At 60.5% G+C, this 14,766-nt stretch carries 17 protein-coding genes and 1 pseudogene; 12 read left to right on the plus strand and 6 right to left on the minus strand.

The annotated features are described in order from the left end of the window. Positions 1-27: 27 nt before the first annotated feature. Positions 28-387, minus strand: a complete 360-nt coding sequence (locus ACQZ45_RS23810) for a winged helix-turn-helix transcriptional regulator (RefSeq protein WP_045231734.1) — start codon at positions 385-387, stop codon at positions 28-30. An 82-nt stretch (positions 388-469) separates the two neighbouring features. Here ACQZ45_RS23810 and ACQZ45_RS23815 point away from each other — a divergent pair, with 82 nt between their 5' ends. From ACQZ45_RS23815 to ACQZ45_RS23840, 6 genes are all read left to right on the plus strand, one after another. Then, positions 470-1,453, plus strand: coding sequence for a zinc-dependent alcohol dehydrogenase family protein (locus tag ACQZ45_RS23815; RefSeq protein WP_045231733.1), 984 nt, complete (start codon positions 470-472; stop codon positions 1,451-1,453). A gap of 380 nt (positions 1,454-1,833) precedes the next feature. Next, positions 1,834-3,594, plus strand: a complete 1,761-nt coding sequence (locus tag ACQZ45_RS23820) for a ParB N-terminal domain-containing protein (RefSeq protein WP_045231732.1) — start codon at positions 1,834-1,836, stop codon at positions 3,592-3,594. Between the two features lie 96 nt (positions 3,595-3,690). Beyond that, positions 3,691-4,164, plus strand: a complete 474-nt coding sequence (locus ACQZ45_RS23825; protein ID WP_045231731.1) for a hypothetical protein — start codon at positions 3,691-3,693, stop codon at positions 4,162-4,164. Then, positions 4,161-5,048: a DUF7007 domain-containing protein gene (locus tag ACQZ45_RS23830; RefSeq protein WP_045231730.1), complete on the plus strand. Its 888-nt coding sequence runs from the start codon at positions 4,161-4,163 to the stop codon at positions 5,046-5,048. The genes ACQZ45_RS23825 and ACQZ45_RS23830 overlap by 4 nt, the downstream gene beginning before the upstream one ends. After that, positions 5,045-5,353 carry a hypothetical protein gene (locus ACQZ45_RS23835; RefSeq protein ID WP_045231764.1) on the plus strand — a complete coding sequence of 103 codons (309 nt, stop codon included), beginning with the start codon at positions 5,045-5,047 and terminating at the stop codon, positions 5,351-5,353. The genes ACQZ45_RS23830 and ACQZ45_RS23835 overlap by 4 nt, the downstream gene beginning before the upstream one ends. Next, on the plus strand, positions 5,350-5,559 hold the full coding sequence (locus ACQZ45_RS23840; protein WP_045231729.1) for a hypothetical protein: 210 nt from the start codon (positions 5,350-5,352) through the stop codon (positions 5,557-5,559). Before ACQZ45_RS23835 ends, ACQZ45_RS23840 begins: the two co-directional genes overlap by 4 nt. 19 nt (positions 5,560-5,578) lie before the next feature. On the opposite strand, the gene ACQZ45_RS23845 is transcribed toward ACQZ45_RS23840, so the two are convergent. Next, positions 5,579-5,884 carry an alkylphosphonate utilization protein gene (locus tag ACQZ45_RS23845; protein WP_045024867.1) on the minus strand — a complete coding sequence of 102 codons (306 nt, stop codon included), beginning with the start codon at positions 5,882-5,884 and terminating at the stop codon, positions 5,579-5,581. Between the two features lie 517 nt (positions 5,885-6,401). Between ACQZ45_RS23845 and ACQZ45_RS23850 the strand changes: the two genes are divergently transcribed. The 4 genes from ACQZ45_RS23850 (at position 6,402) to ACQZ45_RS23865 (ending at position 10,168) form a co-directional block, all read left to right on the plus strand. Further along, positions 6,402-7,001: a hypothetical protein gene (locus ACQZ45_RS23850; protein WP_045231728.1), complete on the plus strand. Its 600-nt coding sequence runs from the start codon at positions 6,402-6,404 to the stop codon at positions 6,999-7,001. 313 nt (positions 7,002-7,314) lie between these two features. Next, complete coding sequence (locus tag ACQZ45_RS23855; protein WP_045231727.1) at positions 7,315-8,241, plus strand: ArdC family protein; 927 nt, start codon at positions 7,315-7,317, stop codon at positions 8,239-8,241. Next, positions 8,241-9,179 (plus strand): hypothetical protein, encoded by a 939-nt coding sequence (locus ACQZ45_RS23860; RefSeq protein WP_045231726.1) that lies wholly within the window; start codon positions 8,241-8,243, stop codon positions 9,177-9,179. The genes ACQZ45_RS23855 and ACQZ45_RS23860 overlap by 1 nt, the downstream gene beginning before the upstream one ends. Positions 9,180-9,850: 671 nt before the next feature. Then, complete coding sequence (locus tag ACQZ45_RS23865) at positions 9,851-10,168, plus strand: DUF736 domain-containing protein (protein WP_041699416.1); 318 nt, start codon at positions 9,851-9,853, stop codon at positions 10,166-10,168. A gap of 91 nt (positions 10,169-10,259) precedes the next feature. Here ACQZ45_RS23865 and ACQZ45_RS23870 read toward each other — a convergent pair whose 3' ends face one another. The 4 genes from ACQZ45_RS23870 to ACQZ45_RS23885 form a co-directional block, all read right to left on the minus strand. After that, a complete protein-coding gene (locus ACQZ45_RS23870; protein WP_162936981.1) occupies positions 10,260-10,871 on the minus strand; it encodes a zeta toxin family protein in 612 nt (203 codons plus the stop codon). After that, positions 10,852-11,094, minus strand: coding sequence for a hypothetical protein (locus ACQZ45_RS23875; protein ID WP_003524955.1), 243 nt, complete (start codon positions 11,092-11,094; stop codon positions 10,852-10,854). The genes ACQZ45_RS23870 and ACQZ45_RS23875 overlap by 20 nt, the downstream gene beginning before the upstream one ends. 80 nt (positions 11,095-11,174) lie before the next feature. Then, positions 11,175-12,581 carry a HEPN domain-containing protein gene (locus tag ACQZ45_RS23880; RefSeq protein WP_010974890.1) on the minus strand — a complete coding sequence of 469 codons (1,407 nt, stop codon included), beginning with the start codon at positions 12,579-12,581 and terminating at the stop codon, positions 11,175-11,177. A gap of 62 nt (positions 12,582-12,643) precedes the next feature. Then, entirely contained in the window at positions 12,644-13,495 is an 852-nt protein-coding gene (locus ACQZ45_RS23885) for a DUF4160 domain-containing protein (protein WP_045231725.1), read from the minus strand. Between the two features lie 131 nt (positions 13,496-13,626). On the opposite strand from ACQZ45_RS23885, the pseudogene ACQZ45_RS23890 reads away from it, so the two are divergent. Further along, a pseudogene (locus ACQZ45_RS23890) lies at positions 13,627-14,111 on the plus strand (NUDIX hydrolase). A 467-nt stretch (positions 14,112-14,578) separates the two neighbouring features. Beyond that, positions 14,579-14,766, plus strand: a 188-nt coding sequence (locus ACQZ45_RS23895; RefSeq protein WP_448731738.1) for a DUF736 family protein, incomplete at its 3' end; no start/stop codon positions are given.

Genomic DNA, 14,766 nt, shown 5'->3' on the forward strand with positions numbered 1-14,766 from the left:
TCTCGCGACAGTCCGACCTTGATCGCCCTATGCGTTTTCCTCGTTTCTTTGAAGTCGCTCTCCCCAATCCCGCATCGCTATCAGGACGGGAGCAAGGGAAATGCCCGACGCGGTGAGTTCATATTCCACCTTCGGCGGCACCTCCGGGTAAACAATCCGGTTGATGACCCCATCCGCTTCCAGCTCGCGCAATTGTAAGGTCATCATGCGGGGGGTAGCGGCCGGTACGAGGCGACAAAGCGCATTGAAGCGCAGCTTTCCTTCCAGGAGGTGAAACAGGATAACCGGCTTCCAGATGCCGCCGATGACCGACAGGGTTGCCTCGACCGCGCACCCCGTCTTGTCGGCGCGGCGGCGTGTGCGCTTAATGGGGATACTATCATTCATGATACTACATGCGTAATTTGTGTGTACTTCATAGATATGACTTGTATCCCTATGGTGGATCTCTCAAAAGGAGATATCTCACATGCACCGATACATTCTGACCGGAAACGAAACCCGCCGTCTCAAGCTCACGCAAGGCGACGTGCGCCAGCCCGAAAAAGGCGAGGTTGCCGTAGACGTGCGATCTGCTTCGCTGAACTACCGGGACCTGGTTATTGCCAGGAACTTCAAGGACGTTGTTCCGCTCTCGGACGGCGCGGGCGTCGTAGCAGCTGTTGGCGAAGGCGTGGAAGACTGGAAGGTCGGCGATCGCGTCGTAATCGGCTTCATGCCCGGATGGGTGGAAGGCCCGATCACCCCCGCGAAGAAGGCCACAAGTCTCGGCGGCCAGACGATGGACGGCGTGCTGACGGAACGTATCGTTGTTCCATCGAACAGTATCGTGCGCATTCCCGATGCCATGACGTTCGAGGAGGCCGCGACCTTACCATGCGCCGGGGTGACCGCATTTTCGGCCCTGTTCGAGCGTCGGCCCTTGCAGCCAGGTGAAACGGTCCTCCTGCTCGGAACTGGTGGCGTTTCGATCTTCGCCCTTCAACTCGCAAAACTGGCGGGCGCCCGTGTCATCATCACCTCCAGTTCCGACGAAAAGCTTGAGCGTGCCCGCGCGCTCGGGGCGGATGAAATGATCAACTATCGCCGCACAACGGCCTGGGAGGACGAAGTGCTGCGTCTGACGGACGGTGTCGGTGCTGACCTGGCGGTGGATGTGGCAGGCCCCGCGACGCTCAGTCAAACGCTCAAGGCCACCCGGTTCGATGGGCGTATTTCACTCATGGGCGTGCTGACCGGCTTTGACGGTCATATCGATACAGGGGCGATTCTGGAAAAGAGGATCACGCTGCAAGGGATCTATGTCGGTCCGGTCGCGACACTCGCCGCCTTGGTGAGAACCGGCATCAAGCCGCAAGTCGATCAGGTCTTCCCGTTCGCCGAAGCCGAAGCTGCCTATAATGCACTTCGTGATGCAGGACACTTCGGCAAACTGGTCGTGAACATCGCGTAAAAACACCAGCACCCGCAGAAGGCTCAAAGCGCCTACCGCATATCTCAGGTCGATTTTCTGTATCCGGTCTTCGCAAATCGCGACCGATTATTTTGAATTTATATAATCGCTCTCCTGAAATGAGAAAATAGGGAAAGGGGGAAGCTTGCTCGCAGATCGGGCAGGCCGCTGACGCTTGCGCTCAACCGCGCCACTCGCGATCCCGGCCCGTCGCCCTGCGCAGGGCTGTCAGCCCTGCTTGACCAGCCGGGCAGGGATGCTCAGCCGCAGTTGCACCGGCCCGTCCGCTCCGCGGTCTGGGAAGTGTCTTCGGAAAGAACTGAAGACGAAAAAGGGGCTGGCAAGGCGCCGGCTCAGCAATCCCCGAAGGAGCCAATCTCATGCAAATCCTTAAACTCGACCCCCGCGGGCTGAAGGACAATCCCGACGATGCGCGCCGCTCGAAATCGTCCCCACAAGCCGATGCACTGCTGCTGGCTACGGTGAAGGCTGTCGGCATTATCCAACCTCCAGTGGTCTCACCCGAAACCGATGGCGGCAACGGCTATATCATCCAAGCAGGCCATCGCCGTGTCCGGCAGGCCATCGCCGCTGGCCTTGAGGAAATCGAGGTGATCGTCCGCGAGGCTGCCAACGACAATGGCGCCATGCGCTCAATGGTCGAAAATATCGCGAGAGAGCCTCTTGGCGCCGTCGACCAATGGCGTGGCATCGAACGTCTCGTCGCTCTCGGCTGGACCGAGGAAGCGATCGGTATCGCGCTCGCCCTGCCGGTCCGGCAAATCAGGAAGCTTCGGCTTCTGGCCAACGTGCTGCCGGCCATGCTCGACCATATGGCGCTCGGCGATATCCCCAACGAGCAGCAGCTGCGCACCATCGCGGCCGCTTCGCTCGACGAGCAGAGGGAGGTGTGGAAGGCGAACAAGGCCAAGAAGACCGAGCGGGCGGACTGGTACAACATCTCCCGGTCTCTTTCAAAGACGCGCATGTTTGCCAAGGATGCGAGCTTCGGCGACGATCTTGCCAGCGCCTACGGAATCGAATGGGTCGAGGATCTGTTTGCACCAGCTGACCAGGACAGCCGATACACCACTAACGTGGAAGCGTTTCTCGGCGCCCAGCAGGAATGGATGACGACGACGCTTCCGAAGCAGGGGTCGATCGTCGAGGTCAACAACTGGGGCCAGCCGGAGCTGCCCAAAAAGGCGGAACGCGTCTACGGCAAGCCTTCGAAATCCGACCACGTCGCCATGTATCTCGACCGTGACGGCAAGGTGCAGTCGGTCGCCTTCCGCATGCCCGAGGACAAGAAGAAGGGCAAAGGCGGCGCGGCGACCGCGGGCGGTCTAGCCGAAGCCGATGATGCAATCGTCGACACGCCAAAGCCGCGCCCGGATGTGACCCAGAAGGGGCAGGACATGATCGGCGACTTCCGCACCGACGCCCTGCATGAGGCGCTTGGACGCGCCCCGATCGAGGACGACATGCTGATGGCCCTGCTCGTGCTTGCATTCGCCGGCCTGAACGTCCGCGTGGATTCCGGCGCGACCGATACCGTGTTCGGGTCGAAGCGCTTCAAGCGCCACGCCGCCCGGCTGATCGGCGAAGACGGCAGGCTCGCCTTCGACGTGGAGACACTGCGCGTGGCCGCGCGTTCGATGCTGATCGATGTGCTGTCGTGCCGGCGGGGTATGTCCAACAGCGGGGTGATCTCCAGGATCGCAGGTCACGCGATCGGCGCCGACAACTTCCTGCCGAACATGGGCGCGGAGGACTTTCTGCTGTGCCTGTCTCGCCAGGCGATGGAAGCAGCGGCGAAGGAGGCGAACGTGCTTGCGCGCCAGAAGGTGCGGGAGACTCGTGCGGCTCTCGTTGATCATTTCAGGCAAGAGCGCTTCGTTCACACGACCGCACTCTTCGCGCCCGATCCGCAGGACATCGTGGATCTCATCAAGAGTGGCGAGGTTCTCGATGCCGACGACAGCGCGGAAGAAGCAGACGTCGATGAGTCCGACCTTGATAGAGAAGAGGGCCTCGCCACCCCCGAAGACGAGGCCGACCTTCCAGACAGCGCCGACGATGCTCCCGAAGCCGTCGATCCTGACGAAGAGCAGGATGCTTACGGGATCGCCGCGGAGTAGCCGCGTCCCTCCTTCTCCTTCCGAATGATTGTGCGCCGCCGGTGATTTCCACTGGCGGCGGCTTCGTTTCCAACTCTAAAGATCAAGGAGATCAACATGTCCGCACATCTCGCATTCCTGGCGCCGATCGGCACCGTTCTGGCGTGGTCCAACGGCCAGCCGCGCCCGCCGGAGCGCCATCGCAAAAAGCTCTCCGCGTGGAAGACCAACAACAGCAGAGGCCGGCTGATACGCAAGCAGGACGAGCGCGGCGCCGGCAACATCAGCCTGCCGCCCAGCTTCACGCTCCACGAAGGCGACTATGGCAGCGGCGGTGTTATTGCGATCCGCGTCCACCGCACATTTTCGCTGGAAACCAGCCTGATGTTCACCATCGTCGAACGTCCGGCGGTCGGCAGTTACCGTGTCTTCGACCGCCCTGGCGACAGCGCCGAGCTCGTCCATCTCGCGGCGAGCCGGCAGGCTGCCGAGGAATGGCTGACCACCCATGGCTATCCGTTCGCCGTTCTCGAGGACGTCACGGCGGATGAGATCGCCGCCGATGTTGTGGAAGGGAGGGCTGCCGCATGATCGATCTTCCCAACACGAACATGCCCGACTGCACCCCCGGATTTCCGGGGGTTTTCTTTGGTCTGTCCTGCGAAGGGTTCCCCGTCGCCCGCGTCGGCGATCACGCCTTTGCCATGCTGCCAGGTCAGGCCGGGCGGCATTATCTGGCCACCGGCTGGAAGATTGGACGTCCGCTTCCCGAGTGGCGACGGGGAGACTTCTACGGTCATTGCGGCGAACTCGCCGATGAGGCGGCTTTTAGTGCACACGTCCTCGAACAGGCCGAACATCAGCGCGAAATACAGGCGCTCGGACGTCGGAATACCGCCCCCCATGTGCATACGCCATGGGGTTCGGCCCAGCACTCGACAACCTATGCCGAGGGGATCGAATTCCACTCCACTGCAAGCCACGGCGGCTTCAGGCTCTCGGCCGACCGAAACCGCGCGGTCCATCCGCTGCTCCGGGCGGACGACGGGTTCTACGAGGAGGATTGCGCTTGGGCTGCCGTGGCGCACACCTTCCCTGAACTGTTCACCAGCTTCGAGAAGCGTTGCGCCAGCGAGACGCTAAAGGATTGGGAGCCCGATGCGTGGGAGGCGATTTTTGCGACTGTGCTTGCTCACGGCGAATCTCATGTGAAGGATCGCCGCGCGTTCGAGCTCGAGCACGCCAGCGACTGGATCGTGATCTCGGCACTTCGATCGGATCATCATCCAGGCATGACCGAGGTAATCGCCACGCGCGCAGGCAGGCGCGATCATGGCGGCGAGGAACGGCGATTTCTCGTGCCGTCACCCGAATACGAAGCGGGCCGTTTCGGCTTCATCATCGATGAAGCGCGCCACGCAGCCTACGACGGTCCATCAAGCTTTGCCTCATGGACGAGGAGGACGGCGGCATGAACCGGTCCATCGATCGACAGGCGGAATTGCGGCGCATGGAAGAAGCGTGCCGGCAGACGCGGCATCAGCTCGACATGATCGACCGCCAGATCATTCGCAGGATGACCGCGCTGATCCCATCGCTTGGACGGCGCAAATACGGATATCGCCGCGTCAGGCCTCCTGAACCCGAAGCCTTCCTCACCCGCTACCGCTCCAATCTTGCGGCGATCACCGCGCAGCGCCAGCCAGAGATCGATGCTCTGGCGCGCAAGCTTATGCGGCAGCAGTCCGCGATTGCGGCATTGCAGGAGACGATACCATGAAGCGCCATGAACCGCTTCCGTCCCTCACGGATCAGGAGGTAAAGGCGCTTCAGCATTACGCAGCGAGGCACGGCCGATCATGGAAGCGCATCCTCAACACCGTCTGGATGGGCGAAGCGCGCTGCGATGACGGCCAGATCCTTCGCAAGCTGCGCAACACGCACGGCCCGACCTGGCTGGACCGCTATCGGCTGCCGAAACCTTGAGCAATCGGCACAGCCCTGATCAACGCTTGCGCACGAACTCGGTGCGCAGGACCAGGCCTTTGATTGCATCATGCCGGCAGTCAATCTCTTCCGGATCGTCTGTCAGCCGGATCGAGCGGATGACCGTGCCCTGCTTCAAGGTCTGGCCGGCGCCTTTGACCTTCAGGTCCTTGAGCAGCACGACGGAGTCGCCATCGGCCAGCACGTTGCCGGAGGCGTCGCGCACTTCTGCGGCTTTTGCTTTTTCGGCGGAAATCTCGGATGCCGGACGCCATTCTCCGGTTGCTTCGTCATAGACATAATCGTCGCCGCTATGATCGCTCATCTGCGGTGTTCCTTTCGCGAATACTGTTGGTCGGTCGTAACGCCAGATGCGCGTCTATCGGGGAAAGGCGGGGCAAGCAAATCAGAGTGATCTGACAGGCACATCGGGCATATCGGCGATCCATTCTGGCGACGTGGAGCACCAGTGACGTCAGCATGGAAAGACCAGCTTGCAGGTGCGGGCCTGGCGCGCATTTTGCATGACCTCCTTTCCGGCTTCGGCATCCGGGATCAGCCCCTTGGCCGTTCTGTCCTTCGGTTTCGTGGCGGTCTGAACCAGCGCCCGTCCGGTTCAAGGCCGCTGTCGCGCCGCGGGACGGCCGGTCATGCCGCTCTCGACAAAACAGGAACGCGGGCTTCGCAGAACCGTGGGTTCCGCTTGCCCGCCCACCTGCTTCGCTCGATCAGGCCTGCCCGGACCCTGAACCGCCCGGCTTGCGCCGGTTCTTTTCGACCGCACCGAAGGACAGAACGGCCAAGGGGCCGATCGCTTCGGGCAAACCGAAAAGGAAACCATCATGGCAAAGCCCGCAACCTCTTCACGTCAAGCTTCTCGCCCTGCCGCCCGTGTCGTGCAGCTCCGCAAGGGCGCCACGATCGAAATGGTCCGCCTAACATGCCCCGATGAAGCGCAGGCGCTCCGGATCGCCGAAAGCTTCGGAACGGCCATCCTCGACAGCGACGGCATCCGCGACATGCACGAGCGCCTTATCGTCGAAACCGCGACTGGCCTCTCCGAGGGCCTCGGCGAACGGGCGATGCAGATCCATCTCCAGCGCATCGTCGGCGCCTATGTCGGATCGGCCCATGGCGCTGGCCAGTTCTACAGCAAGGCCGTCACCGAAGCACGCGATGCGACCGCCAAGGGTGCGTCGGACGCTCGCGACGAGGATATCGATGGCCCGGTCGGTTACGACAGCGCCGCCCAGCGCAAGCGCGAGTTCGCAGCCGACATGGGTATTCAGGCCCACGCGCTCCGCCTGGCAGCTGAAGGCGCCGTCGCAGCCTACGAACAGATTGTCGGCGAAGCGTGGAAGCCTTTCGATCGGCCGGTCGACAATCCCGGCCAGACGCTCGACCGCAAGGCGGCCGCAGCGCAGATGGACGCTCTTGGCTGAGACGTCTCCGGCGGAGCATCCAGCTCCGCCTTCGTCGGGACGAGGCCGTCTCACTCCGAGGCGGCCATTTTTTGTGTCGCCGTTGGAGTAAAGCTCAATGGGGAAACAGAGGAAAGACGAAGAGACGCGGGGCGACATCGCTGCCCCGTCCCGTTCGTCGGTCCTGCAGGATCCGGCGGCAAGCCGCAACGGCTGCGCCGTCCTCCACTGGCGTTCCGGCCGTTCCGGTGCGCCTTCCCCCTGATCGCTCCTGCTTTCGGCCCTCCGCGACGGGGCCGCGATGGGCGCGGCCTCCTGAAACGGAGGTTTGGAAATGAGCAGGAAAACAGCAAACACGCGGACCGATATCTATGCACGCATCACCGACAGGATCGTCGCCGATCTGGAAAAGGGCGTGCGCCCATGGGTGCAGCCGTGGAGTGCGGCCAATCTATCGGGCCGGGTGAGCCGGCCGCTTCGTCACAACGGACAAGCTTACACCGGCCTCAATGTTCTGCTTCTGTGGTCGGAGAGCGTCGCCAGTGGTTTCATGTCGTCAACATGGATGACGCTGCGCCAGGCAAACGAACTCGGCGCTCACGTGCGCAAGGGCGAGAGCGGCGCGACCGTCGTCTATGCCAGCCGCTTCACCAAAACCGAGACGGACGCGGGCGGCGGAGAGGTCGAGCGCAATATTCCCTTCCTGAAGGCCTATACAGTTTTCAATTGCGATCAAATCGATGGCCTTGCAGATCATTATTACAGTCGCCCCGAACCGATCGCGAAACCGCTCGAGCGTATCGAGCATGCCGATCGCTTCTTCGATAACACGGGCGCTGTCGTCCGTTACGGCGGCGACAAGGCCTATTATTCTCCTGCCTCCGACCACATCCAGCTGCCGCGGCCCGAACAGTTCCGGGACATGGCCTCTTTCGTTGCGACGAGAGCGCACGAAACCTTGCATTGGGCGGGCGGTCCCGCCCGACTGAACAGGGACCTGAGCCGCTACCACAAGGATCGCCGTGAGAGGGCGTTCGAAGAGATGCTGGTGGAGCTTGGGGCAGCGATGATCTGCGCCGATCTGGGTATCGTGCCAGAGTTGGAGCCTCGGCCGGATCATGCCGCCTATATCCAGAGTTGGGCCGAAATCCTCGGATCCGACAAGCGGGCGATCTTCAATGCGGCGGCGCATGCGCAGCGCGCTGTCGCCTATCTGCACGACCTTCAGCCGCAGGCAGCTTCCGGAAAGGAGGCGGCCTGATGCTCCAGGTGTCGAACTTTACCGGGGATGGCGCGTCCTCCCCGATCCGGCTGCGGGCGCTTTCGCTCGGCGCCGGCGTCCAGTCCACCACCATGGCGTTGATGGCAGCGCATGGTGAGATCGGGCCGATGCCCGATTGCGCGATCTTCGCCGATACTGGTTGGGAGCCAAAAGCCGTCTACGATCATCTTGAATGGTTGATGTCGCCGAATGTCGTTCCGTTCCCGATCCATGTCGTCTCGGCCGGCAATATTCGCGACAATCTCATGGACGCCGCTGCCGGCAAACGGTGGGCTTCGATTCCGGCTTTTGCAAAAACCGTGACGCCAGCCGGGAGCGCACGACCGGTTCTCGATGAGGACGACGACGGCGAACTCGTCCAGATCGGTTCCCGCGCGACATCGCGCGAGACCGTATCGATCGGCATGATGCGCAGGGCCTGCACTGCGGATTACAAGATCGTGCCGATCCGGAGGAAGGTCCGGGAATTGTTGGGCCTCACGCGCAAGCGATCACCTGATCATCCCGTCGCGGAGCAGTGGATTGGCATTTCGACAGACGAGGCCAGCCGGATCAAACCCTCGTTCGAGGACTGGCAGATCAATCGTTGGCCGTTGATCGAACAACGCATGAGCAGGCGCGATTGCCTGGCCTGGTTGCGCCGTCATGATTATCCGACGCCCCCGAAATCGGCCTGCATCGGATGCCCGTTTCACGATAACGGACGCTGGCGCCACATGCGTGATCATGATCCGGAAGCCTGGGCAGACGCGGTGAAAGTCGATCGAGCGCTGCGGACCGGCATTCGACGCATCCGTGGCGAAGTTTATCTTCATCGCTCATGTGTTCCTCTTGACGAAGCCGACCTGTCGACGGCCGCCGATCATGGCCAACTCGATCTCTGGCCCATCGAATGCGAAGGCATGTGTGGCGTCTAGGGCAGCCTTCCGGCGCTGCGGTAACGGCTGACCGCTCCATTTGGAGCGGAAGAGGCACCGCCATATGGTGGAACTCTGCCGTGAAAGACGCCGGCCCAGTCAGTTTCTGAAGTGGGGGACACGTTCCATGCCGACCAGCCGTTGCGGTGTGGGGCGCTGAGGGCAAGGGGGATCGCAGCATAGCGGAGGCCCTTGCCGGTTGGGAGGAGACACCATCCAGTCGAAGATGGCTCTGATGTCGAACGGTCGGTAATGCAGACGCACCCATCGGCGATGGCGTCGAAGGGAACGGCAGGTCCGCAGCCGTGACGTGGTGTGAGCATGGTCCCGAAAACGATTGTGCCAGCGGCGTGCTGGTGGTGAGTTCAACGATTGGTCTCGCGGCATGTCGTGGTCGATCCGGTTCGGACAGGCCACACCCACGCAGACCTCGATGAATCTGTTGTGACCGAAGGACGCCTTCGTCTCGATCGCCTTGGCCGCAACGGCCATACGCAACTTTCTTCCCCTGCGAACAGGTTCGCATTCCTCGCGGGCCAAGAAAGCCGCTCCCGGCCGTCCTCCACTTCGTTCCGGCCGCCAGCGGTGCGGCGTCGATCGCCGTCGGTCTTAACACCGTCATCGAGGACGCGATGGGCGCGGCCCGAGCAAACCGGAAAAGGAACACGACAATGGCAGTCATCGGCGAATTCACCACCAACGGCAACAACTCCATCATCGGCAACGTGCGCACGCTCACCGTCAGCATGAAGGCCCGCCTGAACCCCATCGAGCGCGTCTCGCGCGACGCTCCGGACTTCCGCATCACCGCCGGCAACGGCGTCGAGGTCGGCGCGGGTTGGAACAAGGTCTCCAACGACGGCGAGCCCTTCATCTCCGTCAAGCTCGACGACCCGAGCTTCAATGCCCCGATCACCGCAGCCCTTTGGCCGGGCGAGAAGGAAGGCGAATACGCCCTCATCTGGAACCGCCCGAAGCGGGAGGCCTGAGCACCCAGAGGAGCTCCGCTCGACAAGGCGGGGCTCTTTTTCGTCTTTTTCTCACATGGTGAAGCCGGAGGTGGGCATCGAGCCCATTTCATCACTCGGTCGCGATGGATTTCACAGCTGAAGCGACGACGGCGAGAGCATTCTCATCAAGGCCGATCACACCATCCTGTTTTTCGCCGATCAGCTTGGGCGTCGCACCGCTATTGTCCCAAATCCAGGCTCTGTCAGCTCGTTCGAGAAACCACGGAAGTTGATCGAGCGATCTTGCGTAACGGGCACGCACTTTATCAGCCGGAACGTCGTGTCCACCCTTCGCAACGCGAAGTTTGATACGTTCGATCGACCGCTCCGGGCTGTCCAAAACGGTGTAGAAAAGCCAGATGGCAAATCCCACGGCTTCAGCCGCCTCAACCAGACGGCGGTACTTATCCGTCGATAAAACGGTCTCTACCCCGATCGTCTTATGAACGGATATCGATGACTGAATCCAGGCCTCAATGCGCTGAACAGCAACCAAGTTGGCTTCCGGAAGTGGTTTGTTTTCTACCTCACTGATCCGGCCGGCGAGAAGATCGGGGTTGACGATCCATACGGAGCGCCCTTCCAACTCGAGATCCGCATTTGCGTAGACGCTGCTCTTACCGGATCCGTTCGGGCCAGCAACAATCAGAAAGACGGGCTGCTCAAGCTTTTTCAGGCGCACGATCGACAACGCCAGTCACGGCCTTATTATCACGGCGGGCCTTGGCGACATTCCTGCTGAAGACATAGGTAAGATCTTGCCCGAAAGTTTGGCTTTTTGCGTCGATCGTCCGCACAGTGACGAACTGCCCGCTGCTCGAATCCCGAACCCGTTTCTCCGTAACCGCTTTGCCACGCACTCCGGACTTAGGGCCATTAAGCTTTTTGACGACGACTTTTGCCATGTCTGCTCCAATTTTTCACCTTAATATAGCAAGCATCATAGAGCACGAAAAGACCAGTCCTCCTAATGCGTACTCTCGATTCATCCGGTGTCGCCGAGCAGGTTGCGAACAGGATCGCTGTTCGGTAGCCGACCGCTTGGGAGGCGAGAGACGAGACTGCAGAAGCATCGCGCAAACGCTGCCTGAGCACGTTCTACGTTCGCGGCTTGGCCAAGTTCCCCCGTGTGAACGATGCTGCCGCGGGCGTGGTAGAGTTCAATGATACTTTGCTGATAGGAGGAAACGCGGGGAACGCCTTTCATGCAAATTCCAGCCCGGCGCTTGATGCGTTCCGCCACGCCTGGCTGATAGTGGTCGGTGAGCAACGTTTCGAACGCCACCGCAAGAGCGACAATCGCCTCCGACTCGTTGGCATGTGAACCGAATGACTGTCGGAACCAGTCGAGCGCGGTGACGATGCGCTTGTAGAACCTCGCCTCCATCTTTGAGCCGGCCGTGAGATGGACGTGCCGGAAATATCCCTGCTCGACAGTCTTGAGCGCAGCCACGATTTGTCTTTCGAAACGCTTCATCGTGTTCGTCTCCATCGCCTCTGTCGAGACTACGGCGGCGACATCCGACAGTCTCGCGAGATCCAGCGCCGACACGTTCATGGGGACGCGCCGGGTGGCAATCTTTCCAGAGCGTCGACCTTCCCCGATCAGATAGTGGCGGATGTCGAGTGTTTCCCAGTTGTTGACGTGAGCGGACGAGCTGAATTTGTCGATCGAGCCGTCCCGCTCGACCGACAGCGCGTGAAGCATCAGTAGCGCGGACGCAGCCGACCGGATCTTGAGAGTGTAGACAAACTGGTTTTCATACATGTCTCCCGTGTGCGATGTCAGCTTGACGAGCAGCAACGGGTTAGTTTTAAGCCATTGCGCAGCATGCGAGAAATGTTCGATGTCGCCTCGCTCTATACGTTGCCGTATGCCCAACCCGCGTGCCATTTCGATCAGGCGGTCATGTGCCCGCGCGACTGAATTGGTCTGGGCGCTGACGGCAAACCCGGCCGCACGAAACAGGATGTGGCTTTTCAGTCCCGAATTCCTCCAGGGCAGCATCTCCATCTTCATGCCGAAGCTGGTTAGCGGATAAAGGACGAACCCGGGACGCTCGACTCCGGCCGAAGCGAGATCACTCAGCATTTTTCCGGGAACGCCACCCCCACCTTGCTTAGCGCATGCGAGAACATGCTCATCCAAGAGAGACGTACCGACATAAATTTCCTTTGACCACAGCGATCGGGCGATAGCCGCGCGAATATTTACGATATGGTGTTCGATTGCGCCCCGTTCACTGTCGCTGAGTTTCTTCTCATCCGTAACCAGATGATCGATCGAGTTGAACAGATTGAGCTGATTGTGTTTGCTGGCAAGGAAGGCGTCGGACTGGTTGACCGACTTTGACTGCGGAGTGACGACCGTGGCGATTGAGGGATGGCGCAACTGCTCACCATGATGGAGTTTGGACAGAGAAGGTTAATCGAAGCGGCAAAAATCGCCGAATTTTACGAGTAGCTGATGAGCTGCGTCCGGCTTTTCTGCCAGGCCTCGTTGAGATCCAAACGATGCCGTTCAATCCAGGCTACAATCTCCTCCTCGTACGGGCCGGCGCTACCTTCAAGTCGCCGGAGGGTGTCGAGGTTGAAAGCCACGTTGATTCCTCCGCCACGAACGACAACGTTTGCCGGCATCGCGAGATCAGCACAGGTTACGACAGCACTTGCACGGTCATACCCGTGTCGCGACGCGACAACCTCGCGCAATTCCTCCAAGGCCGCTTTCCCTGCCGAATAAATTCCCACGTTCTCAAGCTCGTGGCGGCCGTGAAGTTCGAAGTCATACGGGATGTAGCCGTCCTCCGTCCGGTATAATACTTCTTCAAATTCCTTAGGATCGATGGGCCGGAACGAGAGATACCAGGTCTCTTCTTTCGTCGCTGTCATCAACATCACTCTTTCCAGCTCCGAAGCGTTCAGACCCGCCACGGACTCGACGCAGGAAAGGCCCATGAACTTCGCGAACCTCGGACCGTCGTTTTTCCGGGACCAGGCAGAATAGTTGAAAAGCTTGCGGTCCCGCGTCGGAATTTTGACCTTAATTCTGATGCGCGTCTTATCGGCCGTCCACACACGCCCCTGGCGAAGCTTCGTTTGCTCGACTTTTTCAACATAAGAACGGTGCACTGGATCGAGTTGTTCTCCCGTCGTCAGTCCGTGCCCCTCGTGCCTTTCATCGGTCGTCAGCCATACGACGTCGCGCAATGGCTCTTCGGACCGCCTGGTGACGTGACCCTGGTTGAGCTGAGATGCCAAAATTCCCTCGGCAAGGGAAACAGAAGTATGATGAAAAAGGATCATTGTTATTCCGGGAGACAAATGACTGGAAGTTGCAAACTGCTATAGACCATCGAAATGCGAATGTTTACCCCTGATGGATTGATGTCGCTTAGGTCTGCCGGAAACTATGTGAGTGAAGGGAAGCGCAGCAGATGGCTGAAATTCCGATCCGATTTTTGCCGTATCCGTCGTACTTCTTCGCAGCGTCGCCGCTGGACCCGAGGTACTGCTTTTACGCCGGAATCGCACGCTGATCGGCGAGTGGTGCCAGATTGCCGGTGGAATTGAAGAGGGGGAGAAAGCATGGGAAGCAGCGCTGCGCGAAGTTCGTGAAGAAACCGGCCTGACTTGTGGTCAGCTCTATTCGGCAGACATATGTGAGCAGTTCTATGAGGCGGATCGCGACGCAATCAGCATGCTGCCGGTCTTCGTTGGTTTCGTGGATGCTGGGGCAACTGTTGTCATCAATCACGAACATAGCGAATTTCGATGGGTGCCGTTCGAAACGGCCTTGGGGATGGTGCCTTTTGCGGGTCAACGCCATGTGCTGAAGCATGTGCAGGCCGAGTTCGTACAGCGACAGCCGGTTCGACACCTCCTTATCTATTCGACGCGTGGAGCAATGCGATGTTCATGACGTCGAGTCAGAGCCGTCTCGGCATCGCTCGACTGTCGAACGACAGGTAGTTCAGACGCACCCATCGGCGATGGCGTCGAAGGAACGGCAGGTCCGCAGCCGTGACGTGGTGTGAGCAGGGTGCCGAAAACGATTGTGCCAGCGGCGTGCTGGTAGTGAGTTCAACGATTGGTTTCTCGGCATGTCGTGCGCAATCCGGTTCTGGCTGGCCACACCCACGCAGACCTCGATGGATCTGGTGTGACCGAAGGACGCCTTCGTCTCGATCGCCTTGGCCGCAACGGCCATACGCGACTTTCTTCCCCTGCAAACAGGTTTGCATTCCTCGCGGGCCAAGAAAGCCGCTCCCGGCCGTCCTCCACTTCGTTCCGGCCGCCAGCGGTGCGACGTCGATCGCCGTCGGTCTTAACACCGTCATCGAGGACGCGATGGGCGCGGCCCGAGCAAACCGGAAAAGGAGCACGACAATGGCAGTCATCGGCGAATTCAACACCAACGGCAACAACTCCATCATCGGCAACGTGCGCACGCTCACAGTCAGCATGAAGGCCCGCCTGAACCCCATCGAGCGCGTCTCGCGCGACGCTCCGGACTTCCGCATCACCGCCGGCAACGGCGTCGAGGTCGGCGCGGGTTGGAACAAGGTCTCCAACGA

This window comes from Agrobacterium sp. 16-2014-1-2a (assembly GCF_053522705.1).